Source organism: Streptomyces sp. (genome assembly GCF_031178505.1).
GTDB classification, from domain to species: Bacteria; Actinomycetota; Actinomycetes; order Streptomycetales; family Streptomycetaceae; genus Streptomyces; species Streptomyces gulbargensis.
Window position 1 is genome coordinate 1 of record NZ_JAPSIW010000103.1, and the last position, 13,537, is coordinate 13,537.

Annotated in this window: 10 protein-coding genes and 3 pseudogenes; 8 read left to right on the forward strand and 5 right to left on the reverse strand. The window is 71.2% G+C overall.

Features of this window, described 5'->3' with window-relative positions; all coding sequences use genetic code 11:
• Positions 1–220: pseudogene (locus tag RIF68_RS10425) on the reverse strand (ribulokinase); the annotation flags it as partial.
• Positions 221–1,061: 841 nt separating this feature from the next.
• Here RIF68_RS10425 and chvE point away from each other — a divergent pair.
• The 3 genes from chvE to mmsB are packed head-to-tail and all read left to right on the forward strand — an operon-like array spanning position 1,062 to position 5,046.
• A complete protein-coding gene (gene chvE / locus RIF68_RS10430; protein ID WP_309050884.1) occupies positions 1,062–2,171 on the forward strand; it encodes a multiple monosaccharide ABC transporter substrate-binding protein in 1,110 nt (369 codons plus the stop codon).
• Complete coding sequence (gene mmsA / locus RIF68_RS10435; protein ID WP_309050885.1) at positions 2,168–3,805, forward strand: multiple monosaccharide ABC transporter ATP-binding protein; 1,638 nt, start codon at positions 2,168–2,170, stop codon at positions 3,803–3,805. Before chvE ends, mmsA begins: the two co-directional genes overlap by 4 nt.
• Positions 3,802–5,046 carry a multiple monosaccharide ABC transporter permease gene (gene mmsB / locus RIF68_RS10440; protein ID WP_309050886.1) on the forward strand — a complete coding sequence of 415 codons (1,245 nt, stop codon included), beginning with the start codon at positions 3,802–3,804 and terminating at the stop codon, positions 5,044–5,046. The genes mmsA and mmsB overlap by 4 nt, the downstream gene beginning before the upstream one ends.
• A gap of 74 nt (positions 5,047–5,120) precedes the next feature.
• Here the strand turns inward: mmsB and RIF68_RS10445 are convergent, their stop codons facing one another.
• The 4 genes and pseudogenes from RIF68_RS10445 to RIF68_RS10460 all read right to left on the reverse strand — a co-directional run bounded on the left by RIF68_RS10445 (position 5,121) and on the right by RIF68_RS10460 (position 8,978).
• Positions 5,121–6,212 carry an aldose epimerase family protein gene (locus tag RIF68_RS10445; RefSeq protein WP_309050887.1) on the reverse strand — a complete coding sequence of 364 codons (1,092 nt, stop codon included), beginning with the start codon at positions 6,210–6,212 and terminating at the stop codon, positions 5,121–5,123.
• A 115-nt stretch (positions 6,213–6,327) separates the two neighbouring features.
• Positions 6,328–6,696, reverse strand: a pseudogene (locus RIF68_RS10450) (hypothetical protein); the annotation flags it as partial.
• Positions 6,697–6,911: 215 nt separating this feature from the next.
• Positions 6,912–7,355 carry a hypothetical protein gene (locus RIF68_RS10455; protein ID WP_309050888.1) on the reverse strand — a complete coding sequence of 148 codons (444 nt, stop codon included), beginning with the start codon at positions 7,353–7,355 and terminating at the stop codon, positions 6,912–6,914.
• A 255-nt stretch (positions 7,356–7,610) separates the two neighbouring features.
• The gene (locus RIF68_RS10460) at positions 7,611–8,978 is read right to left on the reverse strand and encodes a peptidase C39 family protein (RefSeq protein ID WP_309050889.1); all 1,368 of its coding nucleotides are present in this window, start codon (positions 8,976–8,978) and stop codon (positions 7,611–7,613) included.
• A 202-nt stretch (positions 8,979–9,180) separates the two neighbouring features.
• Here RIF68_RS10460 and RIF68_RS10465 point away from each other — a divergent pair, with 202 nt between their 5' ends.
• From RIF68_RS10465 to RIF68_RS10485, 5 genes and pseudogenes are all read left to right on the forward strand, one after another.
• The gene (locus RIF68_RS10465; protein ID WP_309050890.1) at positions 9,181–9,810 is read left to right on the forward strand and encodes a hypothetical protein; all 630 of its coding nucleotides are present in this window, start codon (positions 9,181–9,183) and stop codon (positions 9,808–9,810) included.
• Positions 9,811–10,120: 310 nt separating this feature from the next.
• Positions 10,121–12,028, forward strand: a complete 1,908-nt coding sequence (locus tag RIF68_RS10470; protein ID WP_309050891.1) for an AAA family ATPase — start codon at positions 10,121–10,123, stop codon at positions 12,026–12,028.
• Positions 12,029–12,073: 45 nt separating this feature from the next.
• Positions 12,074–12,301 (forward strand): annotated as a pseudogene (locus RIF68_RS10475) (S1 RNA-binding domain-containing protein); the annotation flags it as partial.
• Positions 12,302–12,561: 260 nt separating this feature from the next.
• Entirely contained in the window at positions 12,562–12,630 is a 69-nt protein-coding gene (locus tag RIF68_RS10480; protein WP_309050892.1) for a hypothetical protein, read from the forward strand.
• Positions 12,631–12,802: 172 nt separating this feature from the next.
• Positions 12,803–13,408 (forward strand): GPP34 family phosphoprotein, encoded by a 606-nt coding sequence (locus RIF68_RS10485; RefSeq protein WP_309050893.1) that lies wholly within the window; start codon positions 12,803–12,805, stop codon positions 13,406–13,408.
• Positions 13,409–13,537: the final 129 nt, after the last annotated feature.

Sequence of the window (13,537 nt, forward strand, 5' to 3'; positions counted from 1 at the left end):
GATGCTGCAGAGCCCAGTCCGGAGGCAGCACAGCCCCCGTGGAAGGCAGACGCTCCTCGATGACCGCGTGACCGTACACGTGCACCGCGGAACCCAGCTCCGCGCCGTCCCGCACCCTCACCACCACGGCACGCCCCGACAGCGTGCCGAAATCAACACCGACCGTGCACGCCTCTGCGGCATGACGATCGACAGGGCCGGAAGAAGCGCGTGTGGTCACGATGCGATCTCTCTCGTCACGACGGAAGGGGGCGACCGTTCACCCCCGCAGATTGTTAACGTTCACAATCGGATTCGGCAAGGCCTGCGTGGACTTTCGTCGGTCGCGCACAGGGGCAGGCGGCCGTTCACCCCCGGACGCGGCCCGGGACGTCGCGCCCGGCGCAGCTGCCGCGGGAGCGCGGGGGGCGTTCGGGATCCAGGGCCGAAGGGGACCGGACACCACCATTCTTTGACGACGAACTCCACGAGGGGGCCGCTACCCCCGGAGGCCGGGCCGGCACTCCGAGCGCGGGGGGCCGTCCGCGGCCTGGACCCGCGGGATGCCCGTCGCCACCCCAGTCGCCGCCGGACCGGCACGCCGGGCCCACGCGGCCACTTCGGCAGATGGCTGCTCGTGCGCACCGAGCACGGGCCGTGGGGGCGAGAAGCGCTCCATGTCCCGGGCCGCGGGACGGTCGACCGCGACTGCGGGGGCATCGCACCTGCCGGGACGCGGGCACGCACGGGTGCCGACATCCGGTACTCGCCGAGGCGCGCCCCCGGCACGCGCACCGGGCGGCGCCGCCACGCGACGCGCCTCCCCCGGCGCCTGCCGGCCGCCACGCGGGGAGGACGCCCGCCCCGCTCACCCCTGCTTACGGTTGGGTATCGATGCGAGAAAAAGAGAAGTGACTCTTGAACCAAGCTGATGCGAGCGCTAACAATCAGCTCGACCGAGGCTGCTGAATACCGGCCACCCAGCCGGAACAGGGTCGTCCGACGGCGCGAGGACGAGCGCCGCCCTCCGGGCCCGTTCCGGGCAGAGCCGCACGCGACGACGGGATTGTCAGGTAACGCCCATGAAGAAGTTCCGATCCGTATCCGCCCTCCTGGCCGTGACCACAGGCTGCGCCTTGCTTCTGACCGCCTGCGGACAGAACAGCGAGGGCGGCAGCGAGGAGTCGAAGGGGAAGAAGGACCTGACCATCGGCATCGCCATGCCCACCAAGTCCTCCGAGCGGTGGATCGCCGACGGCCGGAACATGACCGCGAGCCTGGAGAAGGCCGGTTTCTCCACGACCCTGCAGTACGGCGAGGACGACCCCGACCAGCAGGTCGCCCAGATCGAGAACATGATCACCCAGGGCGTCGACGCCCTGGTCGTGGCCGCCATCAACGGTGAGGCGCTGTCCAACGTCCTGCAGCAGGCGGCGGACGCCGACATCCCGGTGATCTCCTACGACCGGCTCATCGTGGGCTCCCCCCACGTCGACTACTACGCCTCCTTCGACAACGAGAAGGTGGGCGAGCTCCAGGCCACGTACATCGTCGAGAAACTGGGACTGAAGTCCGGCTCCAAGAAGGGCCCCTTCAACATCGAGCTGTTCGCCGGGTCCAACGACGACAACAACACGAAGTACTTCTTCAACGGCGCCATGAAGGTGCTGAAGCCCTACCTCGACAAGAAGCAGCTGGTCGTGCGCTCGCAGCAGACCCAGCTCAATCAGGTCACCACCCTGCGCTGGGACGGCGGGACGGCGCAGAAGCGGATGGACGACCTGCTGACGTCCTCGTACGCAACGGCCCGCGTCGACGCCGTCCTCTCCCCCTACGACGGGATCTCCATCGGCATCCTGTCCGCGCTGAAGTCCGACGACTACGGGAGCGCCGCCAAGCCGCTGCCGGTCGTCACCGGCCAGGACGCGGAGGTCGCGTCCGTGAAGTCGATCATCGCGGGCCAGCAGACGCAGACGGTGTACAAGGACACGCGGGCCCTCGCGCAGGTCGCCGCCGACATGGTGAGCGCCGTCCTCTCCGGCAAGAAGCCCGAGATCAACGACGACACCACCTATCACAACGGCAAGAAGGTGGTCCCGGCCTTCCTGCTCGACCCGGTCAGCGTCGACCGGTCGAACTACCGGAAGGTCCTGGTCGACTCCGGCTACATCGACGCCGGCGAGCTGCGATGACCCCCGTGGCACCCCCCACCCCGGCCGCACCCGTCCCGGCCCCGGACGGCCCCGTCCTCGAGATGCGGTCCATCGTCAAGACCTTCCCCGGGGTCAGGGCACTCTCCGACGTGACCCTCTCCGTGCGGCGCGGTGAGGTCCACGCCCTGTGCGGTGAGAACGGTGCCGGGAAGTCGACCCTGATGAAGGTCCTCTCCGGCGTCCACCCGCACGGGACCTACGAGGGCGAGATCCTCTTCGACGGCGAGCCGTGCCGCTTCAAGGACATCAGGGCCAGTGAGCAGCGCGGCATCGTCATCATCCACCAGGAACTCGCCCTGGTCCCCCACCTGTCGATCGCCGAGAACATCTTCCTCGGGAACGAACCCTCCCGGCGGGGGATCATCGACTGGCGCGAGGCGCTGCGCCGGGCCTCCGCCCTGCTCCGGCGCGTCGGGCTCGACGAGCACCCCGAGACCCGGGTCGCCGACATCGGCGTCGGCAAGCAGCAGCTGGTGGAGATCGCGAAGGCGCTGGCGAAGAACGTCCGGCTGCTGATCCTGGACGAGCCCACCGCGGCGCTCAACGACGAGGACAGCGCGAAGCTGCTGCGTCTGATGCGGGAGCTGCAGAGCCAGGGCATCACGTCGATCATCATCTCGCACAAGCTGAACGAGATCGCCGGGATCGCCGACTCCGTCACCATCCTGCGCGACGGGCGCTCCATCGAGACCCTCGACGTCAAGGATCCGGCCACCACCGAGGAGCGCATCATCCGCGGCATGGTGGGGCGGGACCTCGACAGCCGTTTCCCCGACCGGACGCGGTACGAGGGCCCGGCCGACGCCGCCCCCGTCCTGGAGATCCGGGACTGGACCGTGCGTCACCCGCTCGACCGCGGCCGCAAGGTCGTCGACGGGGTGTCGCTCCAGGTCCGGCGCGGCGAGATCGTCGGCGTCGCGGGGCTCATGGGCGCCGGCCGGACCGAGCTCGCCATGAGCGTCTTCGGCCGTTCCTACGGCCACTACGAGCGGGGCACCGTACTCAAGGACGGCCGCGAGGTACGGACCCGTACGGTCCCCGAGGCGGTCGCCCACGGCATCGCGTACGTCACCGAGGACCGCAAGCACTACGGGCTCGACCTCGGGGACTCCGTCAGCCGGAACATCTCGCTCGCGTCCCTCGGCTCCCTCGCCCGCCGCGGCATCGTCGACGGGCACGAGGAACGCAAGGTGGCCGAAGAGTTCCGGCGGACGATGAACATCAAGGCTCCGCACGTCCTCGAACCGGTCGGCCGCCTCTCCGGCGGCAACCAGCAGAAGGTCGTCCTCAGCAAGTGGATCCTCGCCGGACCGGACGTCCTCGTCCTCGACGAACCCACGCGCGGCGTCGACGTCGGAGCCAAGTTCGAGATCTACACCGTGATCGACCGGCTCGCCGCCGAGGGCAAGGCGATCCTCCTCATCTCCTCCGAGCTGCCCGAGCTGCTCGGCATGTGCGACCGCATCTACACCATGGCCGCCGGACGGCTGACCGGTGAGGTCCCCCGCGAGGAAGCAACTCAGGAAGTGCTGATGCGGCACATGACACAGGACTCCCCCGCGTCACAGGCGGTCACCGCAGACCCCGTTCCCAGCGAAGGACACCAGGAATGAGCACCGAAGCCGGCACGAAGACGACCGCCCCGGCGCCCCCGGGCAGCGGGTCCCCGTCCACCGGGACACCGGTGGCCCGGGTGCTCCTGGACGGCGTCCGACGGAACATGCGCCAGTACGGGATGCTCTTCGCGCTCGGCCTGATCGTGCTCCTGTTCCAGATCTGGACGGGCGGCGATCTCCTGCTGCCGCGCAACGTCTCCAACCTGGTGCTGCAGAACAGCTACATCCTCATCCTGGCCATCGGCATGATGATCGTCATCATCTCCGGACACATCGATCTGTCGGTGGGTTCCCTGATGGCTTTGGTGGGCGGCATCGGGGCGGTGCTCATGGTCGAGCACCAGGTCTCCTGGCCCGTCGCGGTGCTCCTCACCCTGCTCCTGGGAGCGGTGGCCGGCGCGCTCCAGGGATATTTCATCGCGTACGTCGGCATACCGTCGTTCATCGTGACCCTCGCCGGCATGCTGCTCTTCCGGGGGCTCACGGAGATCTTCCTCAAGGGACAGACGCTCGGCCCCTTCCCCGACGGACTGCAGAAGGTCGCCAACGGCTTCCTGCCGGAGGTGGGGCCGGAGACCAACTACCACAACCTGACCCTGCTTCTCGGCCTGGGACTGATCGCCTACGTGGTCTTCCAGGAGGTCCGGGACCGCCGCCGCCAGCGGGAGTTCGCCCTGGAGACGCTCCCCACGGGCCTGTTCGCGCTCAAGGTGACGGCGCTGGTCGCGGCCGTCCTGGTCACCACCCTGCTGCTCGCCAGCTACAAGGGCGCCCCCGTGGTCCTCCTGATCCTGGCCGTGCTGCTGGTCGGCTTCGGCTACGTGATGCGCAACGCGGTGATCGGCCGCCACGTGTACGCGATCGGCGGGAACCTGCCCGCCGCGAAGCTGTCCGGGGTCAAGGACAAGAAGGTCACCTTCGCGGTGTTCCTCAACATGGGCATGCTCGCGGCGCTCGCCGGACTCGTCTTCGCGGCCCGTTTCAACGCGGCCTCGCCGAAGGCCGGCGTGAACTTCGAACTGGAGGCCATCGCCGCCGCGTTCATCGGCGGGGCGTCCATGAGCGGTGGCGTCGGGACGGTCCTGGGGGCCATCATCGGCGGCCTGGTCCTCGGCGTGCTCAACAACGGCATGAACCTCGTCGGCGTGGGCACCGACTGGCAGCAGGTCATCAAGGGCCTCGTGCTGCTCGCGGCGGTCGGCTTCGACGTGTGGAACAAGCGGCGGGCGGGCGTCTGACGCCCCCGGACACGGCTGTGCCCGCCGGTTCCTCCACCGGCGGGCACAGCCGTGTCGGAGCCCTGGCCGCGCGGTCAGTCGCGGGTACGGAACCTCAGGACCGTCCTCGACCGGTACTCCTCCCCGGGGCGCAGCACCGGTGAGGGGTCACCGGGGCGGTTCGGGGAGTCGGGGAAGTGCTGGGTCTCCAGTGCGATGCCGGCACCCGCCCGGTAGGGGGTACCGCTCTTGCCGACGACGGTGCCGTCGAACTGCCCGGCGGTGTAGACCTGGAGTCCGGGCTCCGTGGTGAGCACCTCCATGCGGCGGCCGGTGGCCGGCGCGTGGAGGACCGCGGCCCGGCGCGGCGTCCCGCCGGAGTGCGGGTTCAGGACGAAGTTGTGGTCGTACCCGCCGGTGACGCCGGGGCGGTTCAGGGCCTCGGCGAGCCGGACCGGCCGGCGGAGGTCGAACGCGGTGCCGGTGACGGGCCGGTGGTCACCCTGGGGAATGAGGTCCCCGTCGACGGGCGTGTAGTGGGTGGCGTCCACGGCGAGTTCGTGGCCGAGGATGTCGCCGGCGCCCTCGCCCTCGAGGTTGAAGTAGGCGTGGTTGGTCAGGTTGACCAGGGTGGGCGCGTCGGTGACCGCCGCGTAGGTGAAGGCGAGTTCGTCGTCGCGGCCGATGAGCATGCCGACGGTGACGTCCAGGTTTCCCGGGAACCCCTGGTCGCCGTCCGGGCTGCGGAGGTGCAGGAGCACGCCGGTCCACTCGGGGGTGTGCACGCTCTCGGCTTCCCAGAGCCGGGTGTCGAAGCCGTCGGTGCCGCCGTGCAGGCAGTGGCCGTTCTCCTGCGTGGTCAGCCGGTACGGCTTCCCGTCCAGCGAGAACCGGCCTTGTGCGATGCGGTTGGCGTAGCGGCCGACGGTGGCGCCGAAGTACCGGGCGTCGGTGGCCGTCCGGGCCGGGTCGCGGGGAGCGAGGACGACGTCCGCCGGGGTCCCGTACCGGTCCGGCACCCACAGTCCGTGGAGGCGGGCGCCGCGCGTGTGGACCTCCGCCGTGAGGCCGCCGGGAAAGCCGAAGATCCACCGGTGCCCGGCGTCCGGGTCGGGACGGCAGACGGGCGGGCCTCCGGCGAAGGGGGGCGGGGAGGAGGTCATCGAGGTCGCTTCAGGATTGGGCACGCCTCATTGTGAGCGCTCACTCAAGTCCTCCTCAAGGGGGTGGGGCGCATCACTCCTTCTCACTGCCGGAAAATTCACGACGCCATGCCGTCCGAGTGAAGCATGTCGTTAGCGCTCACATAGGTTCGGGACGGGCTGTTGCGAAGGTCACCCAAGCGCGACCGTCTCGCAATCTGAATCCCAAGATCGAAATTAGCTCCCGTCCCGCGTCGTCGGCCACCACGGCTACGGTGGCCGAGGTGCCGGCGGGTGGGAGCTGCCGCAGCGTGGCGCTGTCGTCGGCGACGAGCGCAGAGGTCACGACGTCACTCGTTCTCGACTCCCCCGCCGAGATGTTGAAGCCACCATCCGTGCGGTTGCCCCAGAGCGAGGCGTGCAGCAGGCCGTAGCCCGTTCTCGGCCGGAGCGTCAGCGAGGGCGTCCAGGCCCGCAGCTCCTCCTCCACCGTCTCGTCTCGAAGTTCGGCCTGCTTGAACGGCGCAGCGAAGGGATCGGCTCCCCGCCATGGCCCCGCACCGAATTACCCGACGGCGCGCAGCCCGGGCGAACGAGCCGGGCTCGTTGTCCAGACGACCGGAGCGCCAACTGGCCGATGTCGCGAACAGCCTCGTCGCCTGCGGTGCGGGGGGGGGCTCCTCTGTCATGGTGCCCAGGCCCTTCGTCGCTCACGTGGCCATGATCCCCGGGGCCTGCCCACTGTCAGTCCAGCCCGCCGGTGGCTTCGAGATGAGTGAGGAAGGTGGCCACGAGGCGTGGGCGGGGGACGTGGGGGACGAGCGCGTCGGGCAGGTCGGCTTCCAGGCCCCACTCCGTGTTGAAGGTGATGCTGCCGGCCGGGACGAGGCTGTCCCACAGCCACGTGACGAACTCCGCTGCGGCATGAACCGTGCAGTCCTCGATGGCGATGCCTTCCGGAGACAGCTTGGCCATGCCCTCCAGATGCTCCTCGCCGACCGTGATGCCGAAGTGCATGACGGATCCACGAACGGGGCCTTCCTCCCCTTCATCGATGCGGATGAACGTATCCGTCCCCCGCTCGCGCAGCTTGGCCTCGATCCCCTCGTAGGTCAGGCCCCATGTGGAACCCTCGGCGGGACCGAAGACGTACATGGTGCGGAGTTCCGCCAGTCCGGACGCGTCCACGCGCTCGCTCCCTCGTCGTGGGACAGAGGGTCCCGGCGGTCACATCCGCCGGGACCCTCTGCGTTCAAGAGCATTCCATGGCCCCTGCTCCGCACTGGCAGCATCGCAGCATTGTGTCCGGTCCACTCGCGAGGTGTCCCGCCGGCTCCGGACATCGTTCGATCAAGGTCACGGTGGACCGGTACGGCCACCTCACGCAGGACGGGCAGGAGCGCTGCCGTCAGGTCGTCGAGACGACCGTCGAGCCGCACATGCTCACACCACGCCGAGGGGCCTCAGGGCACGGTGCTGGGTGGGGGTCGGTTCGGTGGGCCAGTAGAGGTAGCAGACGCCTCCGGTGCCGGAGACCACTTTGCCGGTGGCGTTGTAGCGCTTGGTCCGCAGCCAGATGTTCTCCCATTCGCGGCGGCGGTAGACGCGGCGGACGGCCTCGTTGGTCGGGGAGGCGGGGTCGTTGGCGATCACGTCGCCGTCGGCGGTGAAGCCGATGACCGTCATCAGGTGGCCCGCGGTGCCGTAGCCGGCGCCGGTCAGTTCGTCCTTGCGGAACGACTGGGAGGTGATCGCCGGGATGCCGGCCCGGATCAGCGTCTCCAGGTCGGTGAGCGAGGTCAGGCGGGTGACGACGGCGTTCATGTCGGGGTAGGCGGCGGCGTAGGCGGCGTTGAAGGGCCAGTTGCCGCAGCCCCGGTACTGGTGGTCGTAGGTGAAGCGGGCCGCGTGGCAGACCTGGGGGTCGGCGAAGGCGGGGTCGACCCAGGCGAGGTCCTCGGCGGTGGGGCGGCGGCCCCAGTACTCGATGATCATCTGGGAGGAGGTGGGGCTGCACCAGGCCTCGCCGCCGTTGTCGTACTCGGGGTACTGGCCGATGTGGGTGTTCTGCGAGTAACGGGGCACGATCAGCTCGCGCGCGAGGCCGGGGGCCGAGGCGGGGACGGTGAAGCGGTCCGGGATGTCGGAGGCCATGGCGCCGAGCCGCCACACCGTGGGGGTGAGGGAGGTGCCGGGGGTGCGGTGGAGGGTGAGGCGCAGCCGGTAGGCGGTCAGGCGCAGGCCGCTCGCGGCGTCGTCGACGGCGAGGGTGTCGGTCCAGACGGAGCTCCGGCCGTCGGTCTGGTCGTCGACCGAGGTGCGCAGGATGTCCCCGTCGCCGGAGGCCCAGCGGCCGAGGACGTACCACGGGGTGGTGGTGGCGTCCGCGTAGGTGCCCTGGAGCTCGACCTGGAGCCAGGTGCCGTCGGGGGTGTGGGCGTTCCAGGAAGCGATGATCTCGGTGGCGGGCACGGAGGATCTGTGGAGCGGCGAGGTCCAGGTCGCGTACTCCCAGACGGTGGCGCGGCCGGTGTGCGGGTCGGTGTACTCGGTGCGGCCGGCGGGGAGGTCGAGGACGAGGGCGGGACGGCGGCCCGCGACGGCCTTCGTACCGGCGGCGGTGCCGCACCGCCAGTCCGTGTACGAGGACCAGAAGCGGTTGTCCACGAGCCCGGGGGCGGAAGGGGCGGGCGCGGCGGGGGGCGGGAGGGGTGCGGGGGCGGCCGAGGCGGGGGCGGCGGCCGCGGCCGTTCCCGCGGCGGCGGCGAGCGCCGCGGTGAGGACGGTTCTGCGCGGGGTGGAACTGGTCATGGGCGGTTGACCCCCAGTCGAGAACGGTGTGAACGCACGGAGGTGAGGGCGTACGGGCGGGGCTGCGCGGCCCTACTATCCCGGCTCCCCGAGGGGCTCCGCCAGCACCCCGGCGCCGCGTCGCCCACCAATATTGGTCTGCGCCACTGATGGGTGCACCTCCCTGACCTGCGCCGGACGCCCCTCCCCTACCCTGGGTCCCATGAACGACCTCGACCGCGCGGCCCGGGCGCTGCTCCGGCTGCCGCCCTCCTGCGGACCGGTCCGGCTGGTCGCCGTCGACGGTCACGCGGGCTCGGGGAAGTCCACGCTCGCGAACCGGCTCGCCGGCGCCCTGGGCGACGCGCCCGTCCTCCGCCTCGACGACCTCGCCACGCACGAGGAACTCTTCGCGTGGACCGGCCGGCTGCGCGAGCAGGTGCTGGACCCGCTCTCGCGCGGCGAGACCGCGCGCTATCGCCCGTACGACTGGACTCTGCGGGTCTTCGGCCCGGCCCGCGCGCTGCCGCCCGCCCCCGTCGTGCTGGTGGAGGGCGTCGGGGCCGGCCGGCGGCTCGTCCGGCCGTTCCTCGCGTGGCTGCTGTGGATGGAGCGCGGTCCGGAGGAGTCCTGGTCGCGGGGGCGGCGCAGGGACGGAGCCGCGCAGGCCGCGTTCTGGGACGGCTGGACGGTGGCGGAGACTCGCCACTTCGCCGGGGATCCCTCGCGGCCCTTCGCCGACACCCTGGTCCGGGAGCGGCCGGAGGGGTACGAGTGGCTTCCCGGGCCCGGTGTGACAGCGGGCCCGGACCAGATCATCACGCACCGTGACGGGGTCATGGCAGTGAACTGAGCGGCCGGAAGTCACCTTTCACAAGTGCCTCAACTCCGCTTGACCCCAGGGGTGTACAGGTCTTACGTTCTGAATGTGCGGCTTTTCGGAGCCGCCGCGGACACGAAGCCCCCGGTTGTTCCCCCGTGATCGGGGGCTTCGTTCTGCCCTCCGCCACGGCCCGTACGGCGCTCCGCGGCCCCCCGCCCCTCACCCAGGGTCACCGCTTCCGGATCATGCGCTTCTCCTTAATCGGGCACCCCCTGCGCAGGTACGATGCCCGCAGGTGCGGTCAAATCCCGTCCATGCGAAGACGGTTGTGGGGGACCCGATGGACATCGGCACACAGGGTTCACAGGCCCCGGCCGAACTCGCCTGGCTGCGTGGAGTCGACGCCTACACCATGGGCGCCTATCCGCAGGCCGAGGACGAGTTCCGGACGGCGGTCAGGATCGATCCCGGGATGGCGGACGCCTGGCTCGGGCTGCACGCGCTGCGCGTCGACACCACGACCGCGCTGCTGCGCATGTACCGCAACCGCGACCGCTTCGGCGAACAGCGCGCCCGCCACCGCCGTACCCTCAACTCCTGGTACTGGCTGGGCTGGTGGGTCCAGCCGATCCTGGAGAGCCCGCGCGACCTGCTCCTCGCCCACGCCTCGCACTGGCTCGACGGCCGGCACGTGCCGGAGCTCGACCGGGCGCTCGCCGGCCTTCCGCCGGTCGACACCGACCCGCAGGTCCGCTTCCTGCACGCCTGCCGTGCCTATCTCGTCAAGGACTGGGAGCAGCTGGTCCGTTACACCGAGACCCTCGTGGACGATCCGCTCCTCGGCATCGAGGCGGGGCTGTTCGGCGGAATGGCCCGGGTGCGTCTGGAGATGTACGGGCAGGCCGAACCCCTGCTGTCCGCCGCCCTGATGCGCTGCCGCAGCGAGCAGCCGCAGCGCAAGGAGCTCCGCTACTGGCTGGCCCGCGCGCACGAGGGCACCGGGCGCAGTGCCGCCGCGCTGCCCCTCTACCGGGCGGTGCACCGGGTCGACCCGGCGTTCATGGACACCGCGGCCCGGCTCGCCGCCATCGCCGAGTACGACGGGTTCGACGGCCTGGACGGCACGGAGGACCCGGTGGGGCTCGCGACGGTCGCCCTGGGCAGTACCGGGGGACTCGGCGGGCTCGGCCAGGAGGGGGTGGAGACCGCTCCGGGGCCGGAGGCCGAGGCGGGGAACACGGGCGACGGGCTGCGGCTCGCCCCCGATCCCGTACCACCGTCACCGGCCGTCCCGGTGACGCCTCCCGACGTCGTACGGCACAAGGCGCCGCCGCGCTTTCCCGCCGGGCCCACGGACCCGGCCCTGCTGGCGGAGGCGCTCGCCGAGCTGGAGGGCATGGTCGGCCTGGAACCGGTGAAACGGCAGGTCAAGGCGTTGTCGGCGCAGCTGGAGATGGCACGGCTGCGGGCCGGGCAGGGGCTTCCGGTCCAGCCGCCCAAGCGGCACTTCGTCTTCTCCGGACCGTCGGGCACCGGCAAGACCACCGTGGCGCGGATCCTGGGGAGGGTCTTCTACGCGCTCGGGCTGCTCGGCGGTGACCACCTCGTGGAGGCGCAACGGGCGGATCTCGTGGGCGAGTTCCTCGGCCAGACGGCGGTCAAGGCCAACGAGCTGATCGACTCGGCGGTCGGCGGGGTGCTGTTCGTCGACGAGGCGTACGCCCTCTCCAACACCGGCTACAGCAAGGGCGACGCCTACGGGGACGAGGCCCTCCAGGTCCTCCTGAAGCGGGCCGAGGACAACCGCGACCACCTGGTCGTCATCCTCGCCGGCTACCCGGAGGGCATGGACCGGCTGCTGGCCACCAATCCCGGGCTGTCGTCCCGGTTCACCACCCGCGTCGACTTCCCGTCCTACCGTCCCCTGGAGCTCACCGCCATCGGCCAGGTGCTGGCCGCGGCCAACGGGGACGCCTGGGACGAGGAGGCGCTGGACGAGCTGCGCTCCATCAGCGGGCACGTCGTCGAACAGGGCTGGATCGACGAACTGGGCAACGGCCGTTTCCTGCGCACCCTGTACGAGAAGTCCTGCGCCTACCGGGACCTGCGGCTCTCCGGATACGCGGGCACCCCGACCCGCCATGATCTGGCCACGCTGCGCCTCGCGGACCTGATGCAGGCCTACGGCGAGGTCCTCTCGGGGCGTGGTCCGGCCGACCGGGGGCCGCAGCAGGAGCCGCCGTTCTAGGCGTCTCGTCGATCAAGCGGGATCAGGAGATGACAGACTGACGGCGTGATCGAACCAGCGGAGAACCCGGAGCTGTGGGCGTTCCTCGGCTCCTTGCGGGAGGGGCAGCTCCTCTCCGGGACGGTCGCCGCCATCGAGCCGTTCGGGGTCTTCGTCGCCCTGGACGAAGGGCCCCCGCACCCGCGCTTCCCCGGGGTCGGGTTCCTCACGCTGCCCGAGCTCTCCTGGCGGCGCCTGGACGAGGCGTCGGAGGCCGTTCGGGTGGGGCAGCGCGTCACCTGCGTGTTCCTGCGGTTCGACACGTGGAACGGGGAGGCCCGGCTGTCGCTCAGGGGCACGCGGCCCGACCCCTTCCAGGCGTTCGCCGGGCGCGTCGGGGTGGGGCAGGAGCTGACGGCGCGGGTCGTCGAGCGGCTGCCGTTCGGGCTCCTCGTGGAGGTCGCCGACGGGATCGAGGGGGTGGTCCACGTGAGCGAACTGGCCGCCGACCGGCCGATCCTGAGCGCGACTTCTCGGTGGGTGACGAGATCACGGTGGTCGTCACCGGGGTCGACCGGCAGCGCCGCACGGTGGGCCTGTCCCGGCGGCGGGCCGCGTCCTGACGGAGGTGTGGGTCCGCCGCGCGTGGCCGGCGCATGCCGGATCCGGCCGAACTCCCCTGGCCGAGCACCCCTTTGGGCGGGCCGGGCGGCGATACTGACCGGGACAGGCGTCCCGCCCGCCGAGCCCGGCCGGGGGACGCCGGTGTGTCGTCGCCTCGGAGAGGAGCCGTTCATGACCACGGCGAAGGACCTGTTCATCATCGCCATGGAGGAAGGGTCGGAGCCGGCCGTGGGGCAGGGCGACCTGTCGCTCGCGCTCGCGGGTGCCGAGCTGATCGACCTGCTGGAGGCGGGGGCCGTCACGGTGGACGGTGACGTCGTCGTGCCGGGTGAGCCGGCGGTGCCCGGGGACCGGCTGCTCGCTCGGGCCTCGGAGGAGGTCACCCGGCAGCCGCCCCACGAGACGATCGAGGACTGGCTGTGGCGGCGGGGCCGTGACCTCGCGGCCGGCTACCAGGCCGCGCTGGAGGAGGACGGGGAGCTGACGCGGAAGCGCGGCGGCCGGCTGCCCTTCGGCCCGGAGCGCGTGGAACCGGTCGACGGCCCGGCCCGCCGCCGGGCCATGGGCCGCTGGTCCGGGCGCGAGCCCGTCCTGACCGCCCTCGCCTCGGTCATCGGCATCGGCGACGAGCCGACCGGTGACCGGCCCGGCTTCGAGGAGGAGGGCGTGACGGCCGTGGTGGCCGCCGTGCACGACGCGGTCATGGAACTGGAGGCCGTACGCCAGCGGCGGACCATCGAGAACGCGGCCTTCGCCAACCTCTGGCGCGGCGTCTGAGACCGGGCCGGCGGGGTTCCGTCACCGGCCCCCTGCCCGGGGGCACTCACGGGGGTGCGGGCCCGCGCCGCGGAGGCGGCCGGCCGGTCGCCGTCTCCCGCAGGCCCCGGCGCCCTGAGCGCCGGGGCC